General features: G+C 71.9%; 18 protein-coding genes. All 18 read right to left on the reverse strand.

What is annotated here, in order from left to right; translation table 11 throughout:
* Positions 1-215 precede the first annotated feature (215 nt).
* On the reverse strand, positions 216-2,213 hold the full coding sequence (locus ABD331_RS12745; protein WP_344473972.1) for a hypothetical protein: 1,998 nt from the start codon (positions 2,211-2,213) through the stop codon (positions 216-218).
* Positions 2,214-2,290: 77 nt separating this feature from the next.
* Positions 2,291-3,169, reverse strand: a complete 879-nt coding sequence (locus ABD331_RS12750; RefSeq protein WP_148434854.1) for a DivIVA domain-containing protein — start codon at positions 3,167-3,169, stop codon at positions 2,291-2,293.
* A 104-nt stretch (positions 3,170-3,273) separates the two neighbouring features.
* A complete protein-coding gene (locus ABD331_RS12755) occupies positions 3,274-3,567 on the reverse strand; it encodes a YggT family protein (RefSeq protein ID WP_148434853.1) in 294 nt (97 codons plus the stop codon).
* 80 nt (positions 3,568-3,647) lie between these two features.
* Positions 3,648-4,148, reverse strand: coding sequence for a cell division protein SepF (locus tag ABD331_RS12760; protein WP_344473976.1), 501 nt, complete (start codon positions 4,146-4,148; stop codon positions 3,648-3,650).
* A 138-nt stretch (positions 4,149-4,286) separates the two neighbouring features.
* Positions 4,287-4,979, reverse strand: a complete 693-nt coding sequence (locus tag ABD331_RS12765; protein WP_344473977.1) for a YggS family pyridoxal phosphate-dependent enzyme — start codon at positions 4,977-4,979, stop codon at positions 4,287-4,289.
* Positions 4,980-5,122: 143 nt separating this feature from the next.
* Positions 5,123-6,574 carry a cell division protein FtsZ gene (gene ftsZ, locus ABD331_RS12770; RefSeq protein ID WP_344473979.1) on the reverse strand — a complete coding sequence of 484 codons (1,452 nt, stop codon included), beginning with the start codon at positions 6,572-6,574 and terminating at the stop codon, positions 5,123-5,125.
* Between the two features lie 336 nt (positions 6,575-6,910).
* A complete protein-coding gene (locus ABD331_RS12775; protein WP_344473980.1) occupies positions 6,911-7,579 on the reverse strand; it encodes a cell division protein FtsQ/DivIB in 669 nt (222 codons plus the stop codon).
* 374 nt (positions 7,580-7,953) lie between these two features.
* A complete protein-coding gene (murC, locus tag ABD331_RS12780) occupies positions 7,954-9,351 on the reverse strand; it encodes a UDP-N-acetylmuramate--L-alanine ligase (protein WP_344473981.1) in 1,398 nt (465 codons plus the stop codon).
* Positions 9,348-10,424 (reverse strand): undecaprenyldiphospho-muramoylpentapeptide beta-N-acetylglucosaminyltransferase, encoded by a 1,077-nt coding sequence (gene murG / locus ABD331_RS12785; RefSeq protein ID WP_344473982.1) that lies wholly within the window; start codon positions 10,422-10,424, stop codon positions 9,348-9,350. Before murG ends, murC begins: the two co-directional genes overlap by 4 nt.
* Positions 10,425-10,436: 12 nt before the next feature.
* On the reverse strand, positions 10,437-11,726 hold the full coding sequence (gene ftsW, locus ABD331_RS12790; RefSeq protein ID WP_344473983.1) for a putative lipid II flippase FtsW: 1,290 nt from the start codon (positions 11,724-11,726) through the stop codon (positions 10,437-10,439).
* Positions 11,710-13,086 carry a UDP-N-acetylmuramoyl-L-alanine--D-glutamate ligase gene (gene murD, locus ABD331_RS12795; protein ID WP_344473986.1) on the reverse strand — a complete coding sequence of 459 codons (1,377 nt, stop codon included), beginning with the start codon at positions 13,084-13,086 and terminating at the stop codon, positions 11,710-11,712. The genes ftsW and murD overlap by 17 nt, the downstream gene beginning before the upstream one ends.
* Positions 13,086-14,141, reverse strand: a complete 1,056-nt coding sequence (gene mraY, locus ABD331_RS12800; RefSeq protein WP_148434844.1) for a phospho-N-acetylmuramoyl-pentapeptide-transferase — start codon at positions 14,139-14,141, stop codon at positions 13,086-13,088. Before mraY ends, murD begins: the two co-directional genes overlap by 1 nt.
* Positions 14,138-15,934, reverse strand: a complete 1,797-nt coding sequence (gene murF / locus ABD331_RS12805; protein WP_344473988.1) for a UDP-N-acetylmuramoyl-tripeptide--D-alanyl-D-alanine ligase — start codon at positions 15,932-15,934, stop codon at positions 14,138-14,140. The genes mraY and murF overlap by 4 nt, the downstream gene beginning before the upstream one ends.
* The gene (locus ABD331_RS12810; RefSeq protein WP_344473990.1) at positions 15,934-17,463 is read right to left on the reverse strand and encodes a UDP-N-acetylmuramoyl-L-alanyl-D-glutamate--2,6-diaminopimelate ligase; all 1,530 of its coding nucleotides are present in this window, start codon (positions 17,461-17,463) and stop codon (positions 15,934-15,936) included. The genes murF and ABD331_RS12810 overlap by 1 nt, the downstream gene beginning before the upstream one ends.
* Positions 17,464-17,503: 40 nt before the next feature.
* Positions 17,504-19,234, reverse strand: coding sequence for a peptidoglycan D,D-transpeptidase FtsI family protein (locus ABD331_RS12815; protein WP_486348506.1), 1,731 nt, complete (start codon positions 19,232-19,234; stop codon positions 17,504-17,506).
* Between the two features lie 890 nt (positions 19,235-20,124).
* Entirely contained in the window at positions 20,125-20,598 is a 474-nt protein-coding gene (locus tag ABD331_RS12820; RefSeq protein ID WP_344473994.1) for a hypothetical protein, read from the reverse strand.
* Positions 20,599-21,187: 589 nt separating this feature from the next.
* Positions 21,188-22,153 carry a 16S rRNA (cytosine(1402)-N(4))-methyltransferase RsmH gene (gene rsmH, locus ABD331_RS12825; protein ID WP_344473996.1) on the reverse strand — a complete coding sequence of 322 codons (966 nt, stop codon included), beginning with the start codon at positions 22,151-22,153 and terminating at the stop codon, positions 21,188-21,190.
* A gap of 222 nt (positions 22,154-22,375) precedes the next feature.
* Positions 22,376-22,807: a division/cell wall cluster transcriptional repressor MraZ gene (gene mraZ / locus ABD331_RS12830; RefSeq protein ID WP_344473998.1), complete on the reverse strand. Its 432-nt coding sequence runs from the start codon at positions 22,805-22,807 to the stop codon at positions 22,376-22,378.
* Positions 22,808-23,170: the final 363 nt, after the last annotated feature.

A 23,170-nucleotide genomic window follows, 5' to 3' on the forward strand; every position in this document is an offset into this window, starting at 1 on the left:
CTCAAGGCGCCGAACAGCGAGGCCCGCACTCCGCCCACACCGAAGCACACCCGCGCGACGCCGTCACCAACGCTCAACCGACCGTCCCGCAGGCCAGTCGCCGACGCCAGCCGCAGCGGCCTCGCCGGCCATTCCGCGGCGGCGCTCAGCCACGACCACCTCGCGAGCCAACCGGCGACGACGCCGACCATCTCGGGGGCCGATTCAGGCGGTGTTCAGCCCACCGTCTCGCGGTCGTGCTGGCACACCGAGCAGCTCGTCAGCCCTGCCGCCTCAGCCGCAGCAAGCGTCATCGTCTCCACCCCGGTCTCGCCGGCGCCCCGAATCAGCGGGCAGGCGGTGCTGTGGTAGCGGCGGGTGCCGACGATGACCTTCACCGTCCCCTGCCGCTCGCCCTTCTTGCCCGGCTCCTCACCAGACTTATCAGCGCTCTCCTTGCCCTTGGGCGGCTCGCCCTTGGCCACCCCGCCCGTGGGCGCGGGCGGACGCTCGGACGTGCTCTTCGCCGGCGCGGCACCGGGCTTGGCGGCCGACGGCTTGGCCGGAGCGCCCGGAGGCAGCGGCCCCTTGGGCTTGGCCGTCGACTCGGCCGAGGACGCGGGCCGCTCGTGCAGCACCACGGTCTCCCCGGACGGCGGCTCCTCGGAAGGACGCTTGCCGCCCGTACCGCCCGACGGCTCGACCGGCATCCCGGCCGCGTTCACCCGAGGCTGCGGCGCCGTGTCGGGATCCGACACGTCGTCATCCCCGCCCCGCCTCCCGGCCGCACCCGCAACCGGCCCAGGCCGACCACCAGAGGTCTGAGACTTACCACCCGGGCCCTGAGGCTTGCCACCCGGGGTCGGCGACTCACCGCTCGTGGCCTGAGGCTTGCCACCCGACCCCGGGGCCTTCTCACCGGGCGTCTGCGGCTTTCCACCAGGAGCCGGTGCCTTGTCACCAGGCGTCTGCGGCTTTCCACCAGCAACCGACGGCTTGGCGTCGGGTGTCGGCGGCCTGCCACCCGTCTGCGGCGGCTTGGCCCCGCTCTGCCCCGGCTCACCACCGGCCTGCTCAGGCGAGGCAGCCGTCTGACCAGGCGGCCTACCACCCGACTGACCCGGCCTATCACCCGACTGACCGGGCCTACCGCCCGACTGACCGGGCCTCGCGCCCGCCGGACCGGGCTTGCCACCCGCCGGACCCGCACCGCCGTCCGGCCGCCCGGCCCGCTCGGACGTACCGTTGGCCTGCCCCGGACTGACGGCCTCAGGCCGCGAGGTCTTGCCCGGGGGCCTGCCGTTGCCCGGCGAAGTCTCCGTCTCTTCGGACTCGCCGGAGGAGGGCCCGGCCTTGCGCGCGAACGGCGGCGGCCGGAAGAAGGAAGTCTGTGTCTCGTCCGCCTGCTCATCGCCCGAGCCGGGCTCGGGGGCGGCGGAGGAGGGGGCCTTGCCCTGGCCTGGAGCGGCGGCAGGGGGGCGGCCGAACCACCCGGTGGCGCCTTCCTCCTCGTGGGAGGCGGCAGGCTCCGGGCTGGGGGTGGAAGCCTTCGTGTCGGGCTTCGGCGGGGCGACCGGCGGGCGTACGTCGCGGGTCTCCGCGGAGCTCTCGGCCCGGCTCGCCGCGGGAACGTCAGCGGCGGGAGCGGTGCCCGAGGTGGTGCCCGAGGTGGTGGTGCCCGAGGTGACGGCGCCTGGGGTGACGGCGGGCTCGGGGTCGGCGGCAGGCGGCAGTTGCCGTCCGCCGAGCGCTGCGTCCGGCAGGCACGTGGTGCAGGGCGTGAAGCCCTCCTCGCGCGCCTCCTCGTAGGTGAGCTCCTCGTGATCCCGGCCGATCAGCTGCCTGCAGCCGGGCACGTGGTACCGCTTGCGCCCGGGGATCACCAGCACGATCGCATCCGGCGAGATGCCGGTCGGCGCGGGCCGGCGCGGCACGGGGGCCGGTGCGGTCGCCGCCGTCCGCTGGGGCGCGTGGGGAGGCGCCTGGGGTTGCGGCCGCGGCGGCGTGTGCTGCTGGTGAACCATCGGACCGGTCTGGTTGTACGGCGGCGCGGACGGCATGAGCCCCTTCGGGGGGGTGGCCGGCGCAGCGGCCTGCCCACCTCCGGGAAAAAGCTCGTTCCGCCGCAGGAAAGCCCCGATCACCAGGAACAGCGCGGACAGCACGCTGACCACGATGGACCACATGATCAGGAACGGCTTCGCCAGTACGAAGCCCGCGATCAGCAGAACCACTGCCGCGAGCACCAAACCAGCACTGATAAGGATCACAGGGGGCTCTTTCGAGTGACAGGTCCTAGTGACCCCTTACTCTACCGGCGGTCGTTGTGCGGACCGTCACCGCCGGGGAAGGCGCCCTGCGGAGCCTCGCCGCCGAACGGGCTCGGACCACCGGGGAGAGGCTGCTGGCCACCCTGAGGCACGGCGTGCGACATGGCGGGAGCCTGACCCTGCGGGCCGCCGGACATGACGGGGAACCCGCCGCTGCCCTCGGCGGAGACGTTCAGCTCGGCGAGCTGGTTCTCCAGGTAGAGCTTGAGCCTGCTGCGGTACTCGCGCTCGAAGCTGCGCAGCTCCTCGACCTTGCGCTCGAGCTCGTCGCGGGTCTGCACCAGCGAGCCCATGGCCTGGCGGTGCCGCTCCTGGGCGTCACGCTCGAGCGTCTCGGCGCGGGCGCGGGCGTCGCCGATGACCTGCTCGGCCTGGCGGCGGGCCTTGGTGAGGATCTCGTCGGCCTCGCGCCGGGCGCGGGTCACCGTCTCGTCCGCCTCCCGGCGGGCGTCGGAGATCGCCTGGTCGGCGGTCTGCTGGGCGAGGGCGAGCACGCGGGCCGCGGTGTCCATGTTGTCCTCGGCGGGAGGCATGCTCATCGCCACGGGGACCGGCGGCTGCTGCTGCATCGGCGGCGGCTCGGGGGCCCGCATGGGCTCCGGCTGCGGCGGCGCCATCATCTCGGGCTTGGGCTGCTCCTGGACCGGGGCGGAGGCCATGGGCATGTTCATGCCGCCCGGCACCTTCCCACGCAGGCACTCGGCCAGCTTGGCGCGGAGCTCCTCGTTCTCTTGGATCAGGCGGTCGAGCTCAGCTTCCACCTCGTCGAGGAAGGCGTCGACCTCTTCCTCGTCGTAGCCCGGCCGGAGCCGGGTGGTACTGAACTGCTTGTTCCGCACATCAGCGGGCGTCAGCGGCATTTTTTGGTCTCCTTGGCGCGCTTGGAGTCTGTCCGGAGGACGGTTACCCGAATCACCTCAGCGCGGACACGAGTTGGATCACGACCGGAGCCTCACCGGCTCGTTCATCGCCCGCCGAGGGAACCGGCGATCTGAATCAAGATCAGAACCACGATGAACAGGACAGTGAAGCTTAGGTCAAAGGCCACCGTACCCAACCGGAGCGGAGGAATGAAACGGCGGAGGAACTTGAGGGGTGGGTCAGTTGCGGTGTATGTGGCCTCCGCCAGCACCAGGACGACGCCGGAAGGCCGCCACTGACGGGCGAACGCCTGCACCGTCTCAAAGATCATCCTGCCGATGAGCAGCACCAAATACAGAGACAGGACAACGACCAAGATCCCACCGATGATCTCCACGGCCCGGCCGCGCCTCCACTTCCGATGTGCCCTCCCGGCCTCGGTGAGACCGGGTTGGGTCCGATAGGCATACAGAGACTCTAACTCTGGTTGAAGAACCCGCGTTCCGCGATTCGAGCCTTGTCCTCGGCAGTCACCTCGACATTGGCAGGGGACAACAGGAACACCTTGTTGGTAACACGTTCAATGCTGCCATGTAGGCCAAAGACCAGACCTGCCGCGAAATCAACGAGCCGCTTCGCGTCACTGTCAACCATCTCGGTCAGGTTCATGATGACCGGGGTGCCGTCGCGGAAGTGCTCTCCGATGGTTCGGGCCTCGTTGTACGTGCGGGGGTGCAGGGTCGTGATGCGGGCCAGATCGGTCGTGCGGCGTTCCAGGATCGTCGTGGTGGGCCGCGGTGCGGGAGCCCCGGAGTCGGGCTCGTCCTCGCGCTCCTGGACCGCCACGGCACGCTCCTCGCCGGGCCGCTGCACCTCGTCGTCGTAGGTGTAGTCGTCGGTGTAGGCCTCGTACCTCTCGTAGCGGTCGTCCTCCACGAGACCGAGGTAGACCGCCATCTTGCGCATCGCGCCGGCCATCGCTACGTCGTCCTCCTGCTCATGGTCGCACTCGCTCGGGCCCGTCGCCGTGTCCGAGGCGGTAGCCGTACCCCCTTGGAGCTCACCGCTGATCGACCTCTACTTGGTCATGGGCCTGAAGACCCACTTGAGGGGACATTACCTGACGAAGGGCTTGCGACGACCGAGCAACGCCGTACCGATCCGCACGTGTGTCGCGCCGTACGCGACGGCCTCGGCGAGGTCCTCGCTCATCCCCGCCGAGACCATCGTGGCGCGGGGATGCTGTTCCTGAAGGCGTACGGCCACGTCACGCAGCCGGGCGAACGCCTTGGCCGGCTCCTCCCCCAGCGGCGCGACCGCCATGACGCCGCCCAGCCACACGCCCTCGGCCAGAGCCACCTCGTCGGCGAGCTCCAGCAGGCCGGCGGGGCGCACGCCGCCCCTGGCGGGGTCGTCGTCCAGCGCGATCTGTACCAGGCAGCCGACCCTGCGGCCCTGGCGCACGGCCTCCTTGCTGATCGCCTCCACCAGCCTGACGCGGTCGACGGAGTGGATCACGTCGGCGTACCCGACCACGGAGCGGACCTTGTTGGTCTGCAACTGGCCGACGAAGTGCCAGGTCAGCGGAAGGTCGGCGAGCTCCTGCGCCTTGGGGGCGGCCTCCTGGTCGCGGTTCTCGCCGACGTCGCGCACGCCCAGCCCTGCCAGGATGCGCACGTCCTCGGCGGGCCGCGTCTTGGTGACGGCGATCAGCGTGACCTCGCCCCGGTCGCGCCCCACAGCGTGGCACGCGTCGGTGATGCGCGCGTCGACCTCGGCGAGACCGGCCGCGATCTCGTCCCTTCTCACGTGCCTCTCCCCCTCACTCCGGCTGCCCGCGCTCACCACGACTGTCCGCGCCCGCACCTCGTCCGCGCCTCACGTCCGTACGCACGACGGCGCCGCTCCCGTTGTCCCTGTGGGGAGCGGCGTCAGGCGCGGCTACTTGACGGCTATTTGAGGAAGTCGGGAACGTCGAGTTCCTCTTCCTGCTCCTCGAAGATCACGCGAGGACGTTTGGGCGGCTCCGACATGCGGGAGGTGATGGGCGTGGGCGGGTTGGCTGGCTCGGGCGCGGGCCGTGGGATCGAGACGGGGCCGGACGGCTCGTCGGCCTGGTCGTCCCCTGAGTCGCGCAGCGCGTCGCGCATCGGCTCCCTGACCGGCTCCCTCGGCACCTCCCGCACCGGCTCGACCGGGCGCACCGGCTCGGGGCGTGGCGGCTCGGGCCTGAACTCCGCACGCGGCTCAGGACGAGGCTCGGGCCGCGGCTCGGCCCTGAACTCCGCACGCGGCTCGGGACGGGGCTCAGGGCGTACCTCAGGGCGTGGCGCGGGCGCCTCCGACTTGATGCTCGGGGCGGCGGCGCTCGGCCGCGGAGGCGACACAGGAGCCGCCGGCGCGGGCTGCGCGGGCGCGCGGCCCACCGGACGCGGCGCCTGCTTCTCCGCCGGTCCAGGTACGTCGTCGAACCCGGCCGCGATCACGGTCACCCGCACCTCGTCGCCGAGGGCGTCGTCGATGACCGTGCCGAAGATGATGTTCGCGTCGGGCGCGGCGGCCATGGAGACGAGCTGGGCCGCCTCGTTGATCTCGAACAGGCCGAGGTCGGAGCCGCCGGCGATCGACAGCAGCACGCCGTGCGCGCCGTCGATGCTGGCCTCCAGCAGCGGGCTGGAGACCGCCATCTCCGCCGCCGCCACCGACCGGTCGTCGCCGCGCGCGTGGCCGATGCCCATGAGGGCCGACCCGGCGCCCGACATGACCGACTTCACGTCCGCGAAGTCGAGGTTGATCAGACCGGGGGTGGTGATGAGGTCGGTGATGCCCTGGACACCCGACAGCAGCACCTGGTCGGCGGCCTTGAACGCGTCGAGGACGCTCACCTGCCGGTCCGAGATCGACAGCAGCCGGTCGTTGGGGATCACGATGAGGGTGTCGACCTCGTCGCGCAGCGTCTCGATGCCGGCTTCGGCCTGCGAGGCCCTGCGCCGTCCCTCAAAGCTGAACGGCCGGGTCACGACACCGATGGTGAGCGCGCCGAGCGATCTGGCGATGTTCGCCACGACGGGGGCGCCGCCCGTGCCCGTGCCGCCACCCTCGCCCGCCGTGACGAAGACCATGTCGGCCCCCTTGAGGACCTCCTCGATCTCCTCACGGTGGTCCTCGGCCGCCTTCCGGCCGACATCGGGGTTGGCGCCCGCGCCCAGTCCGCGCGTGAGCTCGCGGCCCACGTCGAGTTTCACATCGGCGTCACTCATCAGCAGCGCCTGGGCGTCGGTGTTTATCGCGATGAACTCGACGCCCTTGAGTCCCTCTTCGATCATCCGGTTGACGGCGTTGACTCCGCCGCCGCCGATGCCGACGACCTTGATGACCGCGAGGTAGTTCTGCGGTGCTGCCACGACGAGGGGCCTTTCCGCTCGTTGACTTGCCATTTCGGTGCGGATTGTCTCCGCTTTTTGTCAGTTCGGGTAACTCTCAACCTCAGGTTGAGATTTAGATTTATGTCAACCTGAGGATTGATACGGACAGTAGGAGTTACGCTCCAGGCGGGTCAACTAACCGCGCCGCAAGCACGTCCGGCGTGTCGCGGGCTGTCCGTTTCGCTCCGCAGTCACGCCTGGTGGCGGCCCTCCTTCGCCGAAAGTCCGGTCTACAGGCTCTCACGCCGCGGCCCCCGCCTCGCACAGGCTCGGCGATGCCCTTGCCGCTGAGTTGCCAGACCCTGACGATCACGATCACTTCAGCGTCACCACGTCGGGCGAACTGACGTCGTAGAGGGTGACCGACCTTTCGTTCCTGAGCAGCGAGCTCAGGATGCGGCCCTTCTCCTCGGGACGGTCGGGGCCGCCCCAGATGACCGTACGGCCGTCCGACAACACCAGCGTCACACCCTCGGCCGTGCCCGCCCGCACCTGCCGCACCTTGGCCGCCACCTCGTCCGGCACCGCCTGAATGACCTTGAGCGCCGCCATCATGGTGGGGTCGCCCTGCTGCGGGCGGTCCACCTTCAGCAGCGGCAGCATCGGCGGGGCCGCCGCCTTCACCTCGATCACCACGCCCTGCCCGTCGACAATCGCCACCTTGTCGCCCGCCGGCACGGCGGCGACCGGCTGGCGCTCGACCACCTCGATCTTGAGTGTGCCCGGCCAGATCCTGTCGACCTTGGCCGAGGCGAGCTGTCTGATGGCCAGGACGCGCGTCTCCACGTCGGCGAGGTTCACGGTGGCGAGAGGATGCAGGTCCGCCACGCCGGCCTGTTGCTCGATGCGATCGCTGGGGACTGTGAGATTTCCCACGATCTCTATCGAACGCACTCCCAGCACGGGCGAGAAGAACACCAGCCACGCGGCCGAGCCCACCACCCCTGCGGTCAGCAGCACCAGGAACGCCGTGCGCGCCTTCATCGCCCTCCCACCAACACGCGGCTCATGTCGGCACCGAACCTACGCCGACGCGCGGTCCGACACCCGCGCGCCACGCCCAAACGCCCACCCCTGCCGCACCACCGCGCGACACGTTGCCCGGCACCGCACGGCCCCCCAGCGATCGCAGCGCAGCGCGGCACGGCCCGGCACAGAACGCAGCCCGACACGCCACCCCTGCAAGGCGCGGCGCAGCACGGCGCACGGCAAGCGCGCCCTAGAGCCGACGCCGCGCGAAGCACGCGGAGCGCGGGCGCGGGGCGTGGCGCGGCGGCGCGACCCAGGCGCCGCGTCGGCGGGTCGGGGCACGAAGGAGCCCGGCGCCCATCAACGACGCCCAAGCCACCAAAGAGGGGTCAGGACAACCGAGCCACGATCTGCGGCCCCAGCTCCGTGACGTCCCCAGCCCCCATGGTCAACACGATGTCCCCCGGCCGGGCCCGCTCAGCCACCATCCCCGGCACAGCCGACCGATCAGGCGCGTAAGCCACCCGCTCCGGCGGCAACGGCACCCGCCCCGCCACCATCGCCCCCGACACCCCCGGCTCGGGATCCTCCCTGGCCCCGTAGACGTCGAGCACGATCGCCTCGTCGGCCAGCCCCAGAGCGGTCCCGAACTCGTCGGCGAAGAACCGGGTCCGCGAGTACAGGTGCGGCTGGAAGATGGCGATGACCCGCCCGTTGCCGGAGTAGGACGCCACGACGTCCCTGGCGGCCCGCAGGTCGGCGGTCAGCTCGGTGGGGTGGTGGGCGTAGCTGTCGAACACGGCGATGCCCCCGGCCTCGCCCTTGGCCTCGAAGCGCCGCTTGGCCCCGGTGAAGGCCCCCAGGCCCTCCCTGATCTCCTCGAACGGCAGCCCCAGCTCGTCGGCCACGGCGATCACCGCGGTGGCGTTGAGCGCGTTGTGAGCCCCGGGGACGGCCAGCCGCACCTCGCCGCGCCCCTCGATGCTGAAGACGGTGCCGAACCCGTCGGGCCTGACGCCGGACACGCGGTAGTCGTCGCCCTGGGCGCCGTAGGTCTTGACCCGCAGCCCGCGTTCCCTGGCCCGCTGGGCCAGGTCGGCGGCGCCGGGGTCGTCGGCGCAGACGATGAGCAGCGCGCCGACGCGGTCGGCGAAGCGGGTGAAGCTGTCGTGCACGGCCCTCGGGTCGCCGTAGTTGTCGAGGTGGTCGGCCTCGACGTTGGTCACGACGGCGATGTCGGGGGCGAGCATGAGGAACGAGCCGTCGCTCTCGTCGGCCTCGGCCACGAAGACGTCGCCCTGGCCGTCGTCGGCGCCGAGCCCGGTGGTGACGAGCTGGCCGCCCACGCAGTAGGACGGGTCGGCGCCGCACTTCTGCAGCGCCACGGTGAGCATCGAGGTGGTGGTGGTCTTGCCGTGGGTGCCGGCGATGGCGACGGCGGTGCGCCCGGCCATGACGGAGGCCAACGCGGCGGCGCGCGGGATGATCCGCAGGCCCTGCTTGAGCGCCTCGCCCAGCTCGGGGTTGGAGTCGCGGATGGCGGTGGAGACGACGACGGTGTCGACGTCCCTGATGTGGGAGGCGGCGTGGCCGATGTGGACGGTGGCGCCCAGCTCGCGCAGCTCGGTGATCAGCTCGGAGCTGCGCGCGTCGCTGCCGGTCACCCGCACCCCGCGCTTGAGCAGGATCCGGGCGATGCCCGACATTCCCGCTCCGCCGACGCCGATGAAGTGCACCCGGCCCAGCTCTTCGACGGACACGGGATCGACCAGCTTCACGAGACTCATCGGGCTATCTCCAACACTTTCCTGGCAAGCATGATATCGGCGTCCTTCCTCCCCAGTCTGGAGGCGGCCTCCGACATGACGGCGACCCGCTCCGGGTCCTGGAGGATGGGCAGCACGTTGTGGATGATCCATTCGGGTGACAGGTCGGCGTCGTCGACCAGCAGGCCGCCGCCGCCCGCGGCGATGCGCTCGGCGTTGACGCGCTGCTCGCCGTTGCCGTACGGGAGCGGCACGTACGCGGCGGGCAGCCCGACCGCGGTCAGCTCCGCGCAGGTCAGCGCGCCACTGCGGCACAGGGCCACGTCGGCGGCGGCGTAGGCGAGGTCCATCCGGTCGACGTAGGGCAGCAGGACGTACTGCGGGTCGCCGGGCGGCGGCTCGTGCTCGACGGTGTTCTTCGGCCCGAGCACGTGCAGCACCTGCACGCCGGCCCTGCGCAGCACGGGGGCGGCGGCGAGCGCGGCGTCGTTGATCGACCTGGCGCCCTGCGAGCCGCCGAAGACCAGCAGCGTCGGCCGGTCGTTCTCCAGGCCGAACCAGGAGCGCGCCTTGTCGCCCGTGGACAGCCGGTCGAGCGTGACGATCTCGCGCCGCAGCGGCGTGCCGATGTACTCGGCCTTGGGCAGCGCGCCGTCGGGGAACCCGCTGTACACGTGGTCGGTCAGCCGCGCGCCCAGCCGGTTGGCCAGGCCGGGTCTCGGGTTGGCCTCGTGCACGACGATGGGCACGCCGCGCCGCTTGGCCGCCAGGTAGGCGGGGGTCGCCACGTACCCGCCGAAGCCGACCAGGACGTCGGCCTTGACGCGGTCGAGTATGCCCACGGTCGCGTTGATCGCCCCGGCCAGCCTGCCGGGCACGGTGAGCAGGCTCGGAGTGATCGCCCTGGGCAGCGGCACGGCCGGCACCAGCTCCAGCTCGTAGCCCCTGGCAGGCACGAGCCGCGTCTCCAAGCCGCGCTCCGTGCCCACGCAGGTGATGCCGACGCTCCGGTCAAGATGACGCAGCGCGTCCGCAAGGGCGAGCGCGGGCTCGATGTGCCCGGCCGTCCCCCCACCGGCGAGGACCACCCTCATCTCGGTCACTCCCTAACGTGTCACTCGGCCTCTGGACGTACCCCCCAGGCCAAGCCAGCTTAGGGCCCGTGCGGCCGGTCCGGGGCCACGAGCCGCCAGAGCCTCACGCGCGCCTGGCTCGCGCTTGGCGAACGACAGCAGCATGCCGAGCGCGGCGAGGGTGGGCAGCAGCGCTGAGCCGCCGTACGAGACCAGAGGGAGGGGGATGCCGGTGATCGGCAGCACGCTGAGCACGGCCCCCATGTTGACGGTCGCCTGCCCCACGATCCAGGCGACCATGGCGGCGGCGGCGAGCCTGATGAAAGCGTCGTTGACGCGGACGGCCACGCGCAGCCCCGCGTAGCCGAGCAGCCCGAACAGCATGACCACCATGAGGGTGCCCATCAGCCCGAGCTCCTCGCCGACGATGGCGAAGATGAAGTCGCTCTCGCCGTGGGGCAGCCAGCTCCACTTCTGCCGGCTGCTGCCGAGCCCGAGCCCGAACCAGCTTCCCGAGCCCATCGCGATCTGCCCCTGCACGGCCTGGTAGCCGGCGCCCTGCGCGTCGGCCCACGGGTCGAGGAAGGAGCCGATGCGGGCCATCCGGTACGGCTCCACCCTGATCATGATGACCGCGGCCAGCACCGCCAGCGCCATGATGCCGCCGAACAGCTTGACCGGCGCCCCCACCACCCACAGCAGCGCCAGGAAGATCATGAACAGCACCAGGGTGGTGCCCAGGTCGCGGCCGAGCATGACCATGACGGCCAGGATCGCGGTGCCGGGCATGAGCGGGATCAGCAGTTGCCGCCACTCGATGCGGCCCTGCCGCGCCCGCCTGGCCAGCAGGTCGGCCCCCCACAGCACGAGCCCCAGCTTGGCGGGCTCGGACGGCTGGATGGTCAGCGGGCCGATGTAGATCCACCGCTGCGCGCCCAGCTCGGACGAGCCGATGAACAGCACCATGACCAGCGCGATGATCGACAGCGCCATCAGCGGGTAGCCGGCCCATCGGAAGAACTTGTCGGGCAGCCGCGAGCACACGTACATGACGGGCACGCCGATCGCGGCCGACATCGACTGCTTGATGAACCACGAGAACGGGCTGCCGGTCTTCTGCAGCGCCTCGATGCTGGAGGCGGACAGGACCATCATCAGCCCGAGCGCGAGCAGCAGCGCGCTGCACATGATGATCAGGTAGTAGGTGGTCAGCGGCCGGTCGAGCAGCTCCTTCAGCGCGCCGAGCTGCTCGCGCGCCCACCCCTGCGGGTTCTGCTGCGCGGGGGCGGGCGGCCTGACCCGTTCCTCAGCGCTCGCGCTCATGTCGCTGCTTCAGCTCACGTACGGCACGCGCGAAGGCCTCCCCCCGCGCCGGGTAGTTGGCGAACATGTCGAGGGAAGCCCCCGCCGGGGAGAGCAGCACGGTGTCTCCTGGAGAGGCCAGCCGCGCGGCTTCGGTGACGACTTTTTCCATCGCACCAGTGTCCCGATCCGGGATGTCCACGAGGGGGACATTCGGCGCGTGTCGCGCGATGGCTTCGGCGATCCTGGCGCGATCGGCGCCCAGCAGCACCGCGCCGCGCAGTCTGGGGGCGGCCTGGCGTACCAGGTCGTCGACGTCGGCGCCCTTCAGCTGCCCGCCCGCCACCCACACCACCGACGGGTAGGACGCCAGCGCCGCCGCGGCGGCGTGCGGGTTGGTGGCCTTGGAGTCGTCGATGTAGTCGACCTCGCCGACCCGGTCCACGTGGGCGAGCCGGTGCGGGTCCGGCACGAAGTCACGCAGTCCCTGCCGTACGGCCTCGGACGGCACGCCGAGCGAGCGGGCCAGGGCGGCGGCGGCCAGCGCGTTGGCCACGTTGTGCGGCGCGAAGGGACGGATGTCCTCCAGCGTCGCCAGCTCCTCGGCCGCCTCCACCGGGTCGCTCACGAACGCCCGGTCCACCAGCAGGTCCTCCACCACGCCGATCTCGCCCCGCTTGGGCACCCGCAGCGTGAACCCGACGGCGCCCGGATACGGCGCGGCCAGCCGGGCGGTCTCCGGATCGTCCGCGTTGAAGATCACGGTCCCGGCGCGCTCGTACACGCGGCCCTTGGCGGCGGTGTACTCCTCCATGGACCCGTGCCAGTCGAGGTGGTCGGGGGCCACGTTCAGAATCGCCGCGGCGTGCGGGGCCAGCGTGCCGGACCAGTGGAGCTGGAAGCTGGACAGCTCGACCGCCAGCACGTCGTACGGCTCCGCCACGGCCTGTACCACGGGCACGCCCACGTTCCCTACGGCCAGGGCCTTGCGGCCGTCGGCCTGGAGTATCGAGGTGAGCATGCGCACGGCGGTGGTCTTGCCGTTGGTGCCGGTGAGCGCCAGCCAGGGGGCGGCCTGCTTCGGCCGCAGCCGCCAGGCCAGCTCCACCTCCCCGACGACCTCGACCCCGGCGCTCAGCGCGGCGGCGATCAGCGGATGGTGCGGCGCCCACCCGGTGGTGACCACACGGGTCACCCCCTCCGGCAGCGTCATCGCGCCGAAGCGGGTCTCGACGCCGTGCACGGCCAGCTCGGCCGCCGCGGCGAGCTGCCGCTCGCCCTCCACGCCCTCCACGACCACGACCCGCTCGCCACGCCCCGCCAGCACCCTGGCCACGGCGGTGCCGGACACTCCCAGCCCGGCCACACAGGTGTAACTCATTACTTGGGCATCCACTCCACGTAGAACAGCCCGAGCCCGAGCGCCGCGCACAGGATCGCGATCAGCCAGAAGCGGACCACGATCGTGGTCTCCGCCCAGCCCTTGAGCTCGAAGTGATGCTGCAGGGGGGCCATCCTGAACACGCGTTTCCCGGTCATCTTGAACGACCCGACCTGGATGATGACCGACAGCGTGATGACCACGCACAGGCCGGCCAGGATGATCAGCAGGAGCTGGGTGCGGGTGGCGATGGCCAGCCCGGCCAGCACGCCGCCCAGGGCCAGCGAGCCGGTGTCACCCATGAAGATCTTGGCGGGCGGGGCGTTCCACCACAGGAACCCGATCAGCGCCCCCAGCACGGCGGCGGCCACCACGGCCAGGTCCAGCGGGTCGCGCACCCAGTAGCAGTTGGGGCCGAGCTGGTCGATGCAGTTGTTGCGGAGCTGCCAGTTGCCGATCAGCACGTACGCCGCCAGCACGGCGCCCGTCGCGCCACTGGCCAGGCCGTCGAGACCGTCGGTCAGGTTCACCGCGTTGGAGAACCCGACGATCATGATCAGCACCCAGATCGTGAACCCGACGATGCCGATCGACGGGCCGATGTCCCGCAGGAACGACACGCGGGTCTCGGCGGGGGTGATGCCGTACACGTTCGGCTGGCGCGTCACCAGGAACGCGAACACCGCGCCGACGACGAGCTGGCCCAGCGCCTTGGCGCCGCTGCGCAGCCCCAGGCTGCGCTGCTTGTAGATCTTGATGAAGTCGTCGAGGAACCCGACCGCGCCCAGCCCCGTCATCAGGAACAGCACCAGCATCCCCGACACCGTCGGGGGCTCCAGCATGGCCAGGTGGGAGGCTCCGTAGGCGAGCAGCGCGGCCAGCACGAACACGATGCCGCCCATCGTGGGCGTGCCCTTCTTGCCCAGGTGAGCCTGCACGCCGTCCTCGCGGACGTTCTGGCCGACGCCGCGCCGCGAGAACAGCCTGATCGCCAGCGGGGTGCCCAGCATCGAGAGGATCAGGCCCACCGCACCGGCGATGATGATGTTGGTCACTGGGTGGCACCCCCGAGCACGAGCTCGGCCGTCCGCTCCAGGCCCATGGCCCTCGGGCCCTTGATCAGCACCGCGTCACCGGGGCGCAGCCACCCGGCCAGCTCGGCCGCGGCGGCCTCGGCGTCGGGCACGTGCACGATCCGCGTCGGCTGCCCGTAACCGGGCTGGGGCTGCGGGTGTCCGGGCTGGGGCTGCGCGGGGTACGCGGGCGCTCCCGGAGGCGGCCCTCCCACATGCGGCCCTCCCACATGCGGCCCTCCTGCATGCGGCGCACCTGCCTGAGGCCCGCCTGCATGCGGCACCCCCGGCTGAGGCCCGCCCGCCTGAGGCCCGCCCGCGTGGGGCCCGCCCGCGTGGGGCGCGCCCGCGTGGGGCCCGCCGCCCTGCGGCGCCTGCCACGCCGGCGTGCCGTCGGGGCCATGCCACCCTGGCCCACCGGACGGCACCTGACCGTGCGGCACGGGCCCGTGAGCACCGGCCTCCGGAGCCGGGTGCGCCGGGCCGCCGGGCGCCTGAGGCCCGGGCAAGGGCGCGCCAGGGCCGGCCTGGGCTGTGCGTTCCTGGACGGCCGCGTGGGCGCCGGCCAGCACCGGCTCGGCGTCGGGCCCGGCGACGATGAGCCCCGCCAGCCCCGCCCCACCGGCGAGCCGCCCCAGCTCGGCGTTGAGCGCGGGCCCGTCCTCGCCCAGCTCCCGCAGCGCCGCGATGACCGCGAAGCGCCGCCGCCCCTTCCCGAGCACCTCGAACGCGGAGAAGGCCGCCTTCATGGAGTCGGGGTTGGCGTTGTAGGCGTCGTTCACCACGGTCACCCCGTCGGCCCGGTCGGTGACCTCCATCCGCCACCGGCTGCGCGGGGTGGCCTCCGACAGCTCCTCGGCGATCGTGGCGACGGGAAGGCCCAGCTCGTATCCGGCCGCGGCCGCGGCGAGCGCGTTCTCGACGGCGTGCTCCCCGTACAGCTGCAGTGAGACGTGCGCGGCCCCGGAGGGGGTGCGCAGGGTGAACGAGGCGCGCCCGCGCGCGTCGACGACGACCCCTTCTGCCCTGATCGACGCCTGCTCGCCGCGCCCGTAGTAGGTGACGCGCGCCTCGGTGCGCGAGGCCATGCCGCGCACCAGCGGGTCGTCGGCGTTGAGCACGGCCACGCCGGAGCGCGGCAGCGCCTCGACCAGCTCGCCCTTGGCCTTGGCGATGGCCTCCTTGCCGCCGAACACGCCGAGGTGCGCGGTGCCGACGTTGAGCACGACGCCGATCTGCGGCGGCGCGATGCGCGTCAGGTCCTTGATGTGGCCGATGTTGCGGGCGGCCAGCTCCAGCACCATGTAGCGGGTGTCGAGGTCGGCGCGCAGCACGGTCAGGGGGTGGCCGAGCTCGTTGTTGAAGCTGCCCTTGGGCGCGATGGTGGCGCCGATCCTGGCGGTGAGCCTGGCGAGCAGGTCCTTGGTGCTGGTCTTGCCGGCCGAGCCGGTCACGCCGATGACGGTAACGTTCGACAGCATGCGGACCTGCGCGGCGGCCAGCTCGGCCAGCGCGGCGGCGGTGTCGGGCACGATCACCGCGGGCGCCTCGACCGGCCTGGAGGCCAGCACGGCGACGGCTCCGGCCCTGATGGCCTGCGCGGCGTAGTCGTGACCGTCGACCCGCGCGCCCTTGATGGCGACGAACAGGGATCCCGGTTCTACGGCCCGCGAGTCGATCACGACGGGCCCGCGCACCACGGCGCGGGGATCGGCCATGCCCGACAGGGCTCCCGAGGTCATCTCGGCGATCCTGGCCAGAGGCAACGGGATCATTAGTGCTTCCTGCTTTCCTTGCGTGCGTCGATCGCTTCGGCGACCACTTCGCGGTCGTCGAAGGGGATCACCTCGCCTGAAACGTACTGGCCCTGCTCGTGACCCTTGCCTGCTACGACGATCACGTCGCCGCGCCCGGCCCGGGCGATCGCCAGGCCGATGGCGGCCGCGCGGTCGGGCTCAATGATCACATGAGCGCGGTCGTGCTGCGGAACGCGGAGCGCTCCCTCCATCATCGTCGCGAGGATGGCCAGCGGATCCTCCGAGCGGGGATTGTCGCTGGTGAAAATGGCCACATCCGCCAGCTCGGCGGAGATTTCCCCCATGATGGGTCGTTTGCCCTTGTCGCGGTCGCCGCCGCAGCCGAGCACGATCGTCAGCGTGCCGTTCGTGACCGTACGCAGCGAGCGCAGCACCGACTCGACGGCGCCCGGCTTGTGGGAGTAGTCCACGACGGCCTGGAAGTCGTCCTGCGCGCCCGTGACGCGCTGCATGCGCCCCGGCACCCCGGTCAGCCCGCCGACGCCGTGCACGGCCGTGTGCAGCGGCACCCCGGCCTCGACGAGCGTGACGATCGCGCCGAGCGCGTTGGCCACGTTGAACGGGCCCGGCAGCGCCACGCTCGCGTCGGCCTCGACGCCGCCCGGCCCGACCACCCGGAAGACGCTGCCGTCGGAGCCGAGCCTGGCGTCCACCGCCCGCCACTCGGCCTCCTGGTCGCCCAGCGCCGAGAACGTGGTCATCGGCACCTTCGCCAGGTCCAGCAGCTCCCGCCCGTAGCGGTCGTCGAAGTTCGTCACCCCGGCGCGGCTCAGCTCGGGCTGGAACAGCTTCGCCTTGGTCGCGAAGTAGTCCTCGAAGTCCTTGTGGAAGTCGAGGTGGTCCTGCGACAGGTTCGTGAACAGGGCGACGTCGTAGTACAGGCCGTCGACCCTGCCGAGCGCGAGCGCGTGACTGGAGACCTCCATGGCGGCCGCGGTGACGCCCTCCTCGCGCATCAGCGCGAACAGGCCGTGCAGGTCGCTGGCCTCCGGGGTGGTCAGCGTGGGCTGGAAGCGCAGGTCTCCCGCGTGGATCTCGACGCCGCCCACCAGCCCCGCCCGGTGCCCGGCGGCCCGCAGGCCCGCCTCCAGCATGAACGTGGTGGTGGACTTGCCGCTGGTGCCCGTGACGCCGAGCACCTGGATGTCGTGGGCCGGCTGCCCGTACACCCAGGAGGAGATCTGCCCGAGCAGCGCGCGCGGGTCGGGCACGATGAGCACGGGCAGCCCGGTGGCCACGGCGGCGTCGCGGCCGGCGCGGTCGGTGAGCACGGCCACCGCCCCGCCCGCCATCGCGTCGGCGGCGAAGGTGGCGCCGTGCACCCGGTTACCGGGCAGCGCGACGTACAGGTCGCCGCGTCTGACGTTGCGGCTGTCGATGGTGACGCCTGTCAGCGCGGCATGCGGCGATCGCGAGGTGCCCGAATCGGCGTCGAGCATGGTCGCGAGCCCGGTCAGCGGGCGAGGCGGGCTGGTCGTGGGACGCATAGACGACGGGGGACGCACGGCGAGAGCGTACCTTCCCTGGTCACTGTCCGGCGCGCGTACGCACCGTCGGCGCGGCGGAGCCTGTGGGAGGAATCTTCTTGCTCTTGATGGCGAACGTCATCACATCCTTGAAGACAGGGGCCGCCAACTCGCCCCCGAAATGGCCATTCTTCGGGTTCTGCACCACTGAGAGCACCACCAGCCTGGGGTCGTCCGCCGGGGCGAAGCCGACGAAGGAGGCGGTGTAGCCTTCGTAGCGGCCGAGTTCGGCATCGTAGCGGTTGGCCGTGCCGGTCTTGCCCGCGACCCGGTAACCGTCGATGGCGGCGAGCTGGCCCGTGCCCTCCTCGCCCACCGCGCTCTCCAGCATCGTCGCGATCTCCTTGGCCGTCGTCTCGCTCACCACTCTGGTCTGCTTACCTGCGGGAGCCGGGACGAACCTGCCCGAGGCGTCCGTCGTGCCCGCCACGATCTGCGGCTCGATCCGCACGCCGCCGTTGGCGATCGTCTGGTAGACGCTGGCCATCTGCAACGCCGTCACCGAGACGCCCTGCCCGTAGGCGACCGTACAGCTCTGGCTGCCCGACCACTTGCGGTAGTCGGGCAGCAGGCCCGCCTCCGCGCTCGGCACGCCGCCGCCCGGCGTGCTGCCGAACCCGAACGCCTTCAGCATCTCGTACAGCTTCTGGCTGCCCACCTTGCGCGCCGCCATGACCGTGGCCACGTTGCTGGACTGCGCCATCGCCTGGCGGAACGTCAGCGCCTCCACCTTGTGCGCGTGCGCGTCACGCAGCACCTGGTCGGCGCACCTGATCCGGTCGGGCACCTGGTACACCGTGTCGGGCGTCACCGCCTTGGCCTCCAGCGCGGCGGCGGCGGTGATCACCTTGTTGGTGCTGCCCGGCTCGAACACGTCGGCGGCGGCCTTGTTCGAGTAACGGGACTCGGGGGCCTTGCGCCAGTTGTTCAGGTCGAGCTCGGGGGCGTTGGCCATGGCGACGATCTGCGACGTCCGCACGTCCATGACGATCACGGTGCCGCTGTCGGCCTCGGACTTGCGCACCTGCTCGCCGATCGACTTCTGCGCGGCCCACTGGATGTCGCGGTCGATCGTCAGCCGCACGTCCTGCCCGTCCACGGGCGCGGTGCGCTGGCTGCTGGTCATCGGGATGCGCTGGCCGTCGCGGCCGGTCTCCACGCGCTGCTCGCCGTCGCGCCCGGCCAGCAGCGAGTTCCTGGCCTGCTCCATGCCGCCGAGCCCGTTGCCCTCGTCGCCGACGAACCCGATCAGGCTGCCCGCCAGCTCACCCGCCGGATACAGCCGCTTGTACGTCTTCTTCGCCGACAGCGCCGGCACCGGCCCCTGCAGCAGGCGCGTGGCCACGACCGGATCGACGTCCCTGGCCAGGAGCTGATAGTGGGTCCCCGTCTTGGCGAGCTTCGCGGCGATCTCCTGCTCGTTCTTGCCGAGCTGCTGGGCCAGGATCGCGGCGGCCTTCGCGCGCACGTCGGCCGGCACCTTGGTCGGGTCGATCGACACCTCGCGGGCCTCGACGGTGACGGCCAGGTCGTGGCCGTTGACGTCGGTGATCGAGCCGCGCTTGGCGGGGATCGTCTCGGTGTGCTGGCGCTGGTCGGCGGCTGCGGCCTCGTACACCTTCGAGTCGAGGCCCTGCATCTGGATCAGCCTGCCCGCGAAGATCGACAGGATGAACGTCATGCCGATCAGGCCGAAGTTGATCCGCCTGCGCGGGCTGCCCAGCCGCAGCACCATCGGGGGGCGCGGCGGCCTGGGCGGTGGCCTGCGCGGCCCTCTGGGCGGCGGCACGTCCCCGCCGCGGCGGGCCGTCCGCTCGCGCGCCAGGCGCTCGTGCGGCTCCGGTCGCGGGCTTCCTGACGGGGTACGGCGCTGCGGCCCCGGCTCACGCCGCGCTCCCGGCCCACGAGCCCCGTCGCCGGGCCGTTCACCCGCACGACCACGCGTACCGTCGCCGGGCCGTTCACCGGCGCGACCGCGCGCACGGTCGTCGGCTCGCTCGCCCGCTCGACCACGCCCGCGGTCGTCCGGCCGGTCGCCGGCGCGACCGCGCGTGCGGTCGTCGGACCGGTCGCCCGCCCGGCCGCGCCCACGGTCGTCGCGCCCCTGCACGCGTCCTCTGAGCCGCTCGTCGTCTTCACGCCCCCTGGGGCGCTCACCGTCGTCCTGGGGCCGCCTGCGGGTGCCGTCACCGGCGTCCCCCCGCGACCGGCCCCCGGACCGTTCGTCGCGGGAACGCGACCGCCCACGCGCGTCGTCCGCCGGCTCCTGACGCGACCGCCCGCGCGCGTCGTCCGCCGGATCCTGGCGGGACCGCCCGCGCCCCTCGTCCCCGGCGTCACGCCCCGGCCGGTCACGTTCGTCGTCGCGCCCGAACGTGTCACGCCCGAACGGCAGGTCGAGGGGGTCGCGGGGCCGCCGCGGCGGGTTCTCGGGCGACGCGGGACGGCCGGTGCCATCGGAACGCCCGCCGTCGGAGCGCCCGCCGTCAGAGCGTGAAGCGCCGCCTTGGCGCCCCGTCCGCCCGGGACCTCCCGGCGTACGACGAGCGGCGCCTGGCCCTCCTTGAGAGCCGGCGCCGCCAGCGCCGCGGCCGGGACCCTGCCCCTTGCCGCCTGATTCCCTCACCGCTCCGTGTCCACCCGGCTCGCCTGGTCACCGGCGCTGCTCAGCCTGTTGACCTCGTCCCAGTCGCGGTCGTAGCCCTGCTTCTCGGCCAGGTCGGCGATGTTCTCGGGCTGCGTCTTGAGCTGGTACTTCTGGTCGATCTGCTCGTTCTGCAGGCGCGCCTCGGCGATCTCCTGGCGCAGGGTGGCGTCGGTGATGGCGTCCTGGGCGAGCATGGTGTTGAGCAGGAGTAGGCTCACCAGGCCGCCGCAGAGCAGCCCGACGACGAGCAGCACGAACGGCGCCCGCTGCCGGCGCGCGGGACGGGGCCGCGCCGCGGGACGTCCCGCCCCGGCCTCGGCACGCGAGCGCCCGCCGGCCGGCCGCTTGCCCGCGGCCTGGCCACGCACCCGCTCGACGATCGGCGTCCTGCGGCTCGTGGCCCGCGACCGCTCGGCGGCCGGCGTCTCCCGGCCTGCGGCGTCACGCACAGCCTCATCAGTCTGGCGACCGGCAGCCTCACGCACCCGCTCGCCCGTCTCCCGAACGGCCGCACCCCGCACCCGCGAACCCGCCTCACGACCGGTGGCCTCACGCGCACGCGAACCCGCGTCACGACCGGCAGTCTCACGCGCACGCGAACCCGCCTCACGACCAGCGGCCTCACGTACCCGCGAACTCGCCTCACGACCAGCGGCCTCACGCGCACGCGAACCCGCCTCGCGACCAGCGGCCTCACGCGCACGCGAACCCGCCTCGCGACCAGCGGCCTCACGCGCACGCGTACTCGCGTCACGACCGGCGGCGCCACGCGCACGCTCGGCGGCATCGCGGGCGGCGGCCACCCGCACGCGTCCGGCGGCGGGCGCCGTGCCGTCCGCGTCGGCACGCGCGCGCTCGTCCGCCGGCCGCCTCCCGGCGGCCTCGGCGCCCGCCTGCTCGGCGGCCGAGCGCTTGGCCTCGGTTTCGCGCCGCGCGTCGGGACGGGGACGCGGCTTGGGCTGGTGCGTGGTCGCCGAGCGGCGGGTGCCCGTCTTGGGCACGGCGCGGCGGCCGGGCGCACCCTTGCCGGTCTCCTGCTCAGTCGTCAACACGGATCCTCTCTGCCGCCCGTAGCCGGGCCGAGGCCGCCCGCGGGTTGCGGGCGAGCTCTTCGTCGCTTGGGAGCTCCGCTCCCCTCGTCAGCAGGCGGAACCTCGGCTGGTGAGCCGGTAGTGGGACGGGCAGCCCAGGTGGGCTGGTGTCCCTGGTTCGCGCCGTGAGGGCCTGCTTGGTGAGCCGGTCCTCCAGTGAGTGGTAGGAGAGCACGACGACTCGCCCACCGAGCACCAGCGCGTCGAGTGCCGCGGGGAGCGCCGCCTCCAGGGCGGACAGTTCCGCGTTCACCTCGATGCGCAAGGCCTGAAAAGTCCGTTTGGCCGGGTTTCCCCCGGTGCGCCGGGTCGCGGCGGGGATCGCATCGCGGACGATGTCCGCCAGCCGCTTCGTAGACGTTATTGCCTCTTTGGCCCGTTCCTTGATGATGAGGCCCGCGACACGCTGAGCGAATCTCTCCTCGCCGTAGTCACGCAGGATGCGCGCCAGCTCGGCGGCGCCGTAGGTGTTGACCACCAGCTCGGCCGTCAGCTCCTGCGAGGTGTCCATGCGCATGTCGAGCGGCGCGTCATAGGAATAAGCGAAGCCGCGCTCCGCCTCGTCGAGCTGCGGCGAGGAGACGCCCAGGTCGAACAGCGCCCCGTCGATGGCGGTGCGCCCCGTGCTGGCGAGCACGTCGGCCAGGTCGGCGGAGGACGCGTGGACGAGGGTGGTCCTGTCGGCGTAGGGGGCGAGCCTGCGCGTGGAGAAGTCGATGGCGAAGGGGTCGCGGTCGATCCCGATCAGATGCAGCCGGGGGTAGGCGGCGAGCAGGGCCTCCGAGTGGCCGCCGAGGCCGAGGTTGGCGTCGACGACGACGGGAGCGGGCCCGGAGAGCGCCGGGCCGAGCAGCTCCAGAACGCGCTCGAGCATCACCGGAACGTGACCGCCGGTGCCGACGTCGTCACTCATCTCCAACCCCCCTCTCGCGTCCTTGCTCGCGGTTGACGCGTTCACCGATCGTCTCGCCGGTCGTTGCTGGGTCCCCACCCGGAGCCGCCCGGCCAGGTCCCCATCCGCACCCTCTTCGTGGACGCCCGCCATCTGACACCGGGGAAGGTGCATCAGTTGGCGGACAGTGGTTGCGGGTGGAGACCTCGCCGAACGACATCGCCGACGGATCGACCGTGGTCACTACAAGATCCCTGGCAGCACCTCCTCCGACAGCTCGGAAAACGCCTGCTCCTGCTCACTGAGATAGGTGTCCCAGGCCTGTGCGTCCCAGATCTCCAGCCGGGTGTTGGCCCCGATGACGACGCAGTCACGCTCCAGCCCCGCGTACTGGCGGAGACTCTGCGGGATCGTGATGCGCCCTTGCTTGTCTGGTGTCTCGTCGGACGCGCTGGCGAAGAAGACGCGGCTGTAGTCACGCACCGCCTTGGCGGTGACCGGGGCGGTGCTGAGAGCCTCGGTAATGCGCTGGAACTCCTCCACGGGAAACACGTAGAGGCATCGCTCCTGGCCTTTGGTGATCACAAGACCCTCCGCCAGCTCCTCACGGTACTTAGCCGGCAGGAACAGCCGTCCCTTGTCGTCCAGACGCGGTTGATGGGTGCCGAGGAACATCGGCCCCACCTCCCGTGCCTCGTGAAGCGCTCAGCGCTGGTGCACCGGGCTCTCCACTGCGCACCACCATACTCCACTTCTCCCCACCGTCAACTGATTCGAACCGTCTTCATCATCGGTTTCCGTTGCGTTACCGCAGGTCAGAGCGATGGGGCGGGGTGGGGGGCGGGTGGCCGGGGGTCAACCCTCATGGGCGTGTCGAGGGTTCGAAACGCCGTGGACATAGGGGCTGCGGGGGCGAGGGGGGGCTCCGGGTGGAGGAAAGTGGGGCGCCCCGCGGGGTGCGGTGTGTCACTGGATTCGCACTGCTATGCCACAAGAACAGGAACTTTGCCGGTGTTCGCTGGAATATCCGCAAATGTC

Source organism: Nonomuraea monospora, assembly GCF_039531895.1.
GTDB classification, from domain to species: Bacteria; Actinomycetota; Actinomycetes; order Streptosporangiales; family Streptosporangiaceae; genus Nonomuraea; species Nonomuraea monospora.

Coding starts and splice junctions, on each gene's coding strand:
- ABD331_RS12750 (WP_148434854.1), bottom strand. CDS start 3,169: ATGCCGCTGACGCCCGCTGATGTGCGGAACAAGCAGTTCAGTACCACC.
- ABD331_RS12760 (WP_344473976.1), bottom strand. CDS start 4,148: ATGGCCGGCGCGATGCGCAAGATGGCGGTCTACCTCGGTCTCGTGGAG.
- ABD331_RS12775 (WP_344473980.1), bottom strand. CDS start 7,579: ATGAAGGCGCGCACGGCGTTCCTGGTGCTGCTGACCGCAGGGGTGGTG.
- murC (WP_344473981.1), bottom strand. CDS start 9,351: ATGAGTCTCGTGAAGCTGGTCGATCCCGTGTCCGTCGAAGAGCTGGGC.
- murG (WP_344473982.1), bottom strand. CDS start 10,424: ATGAGGGTGGTCCTCGCCGGTGGGGGGACGGCCGGGCACATCGAGCCC.
- ftsW (WP_344473983.1), bottom strand. CDS start 11,726: ATGAGCGCGAGCGCTGAGGAACGGGTCAGGCCGCCCGCCCCCGCGCAG.
- murD (WP_344473986.1), bottom strand. CDS start 13,086: ATGAGTTACACCTGTGTGGCCGGGCTGGGAGTGTCCGGCACCGCCGTG.
- murF (WP_344473988.1), bottom strand. CDS start 15,934: ATGATCCCGTTGCCTCTGGCCAGGATCGCCGAGATGACCTCGGGAGCC.
- ABD331_RS12810 (WP_344473990.1), bottom strand. CDS start 17,463: ATGCGTCCCACGACCAGCCCGCCTCGCCCGCTGACCGGGCTCGCGACC.
- rsmH (WP_344473996.1), bottom strand. CDS start 22,153: ATGAGTGACGACGTCGGCACCGGCGGTCACGTTCCGGTGATGCTCGAG.
- mraZ (WP_344473998.1), bottom strand. CDS start 22,807: ATGTTCCTCGGCACCCATCAACCGCGTCTGGACGACAAGGGACGGCTG.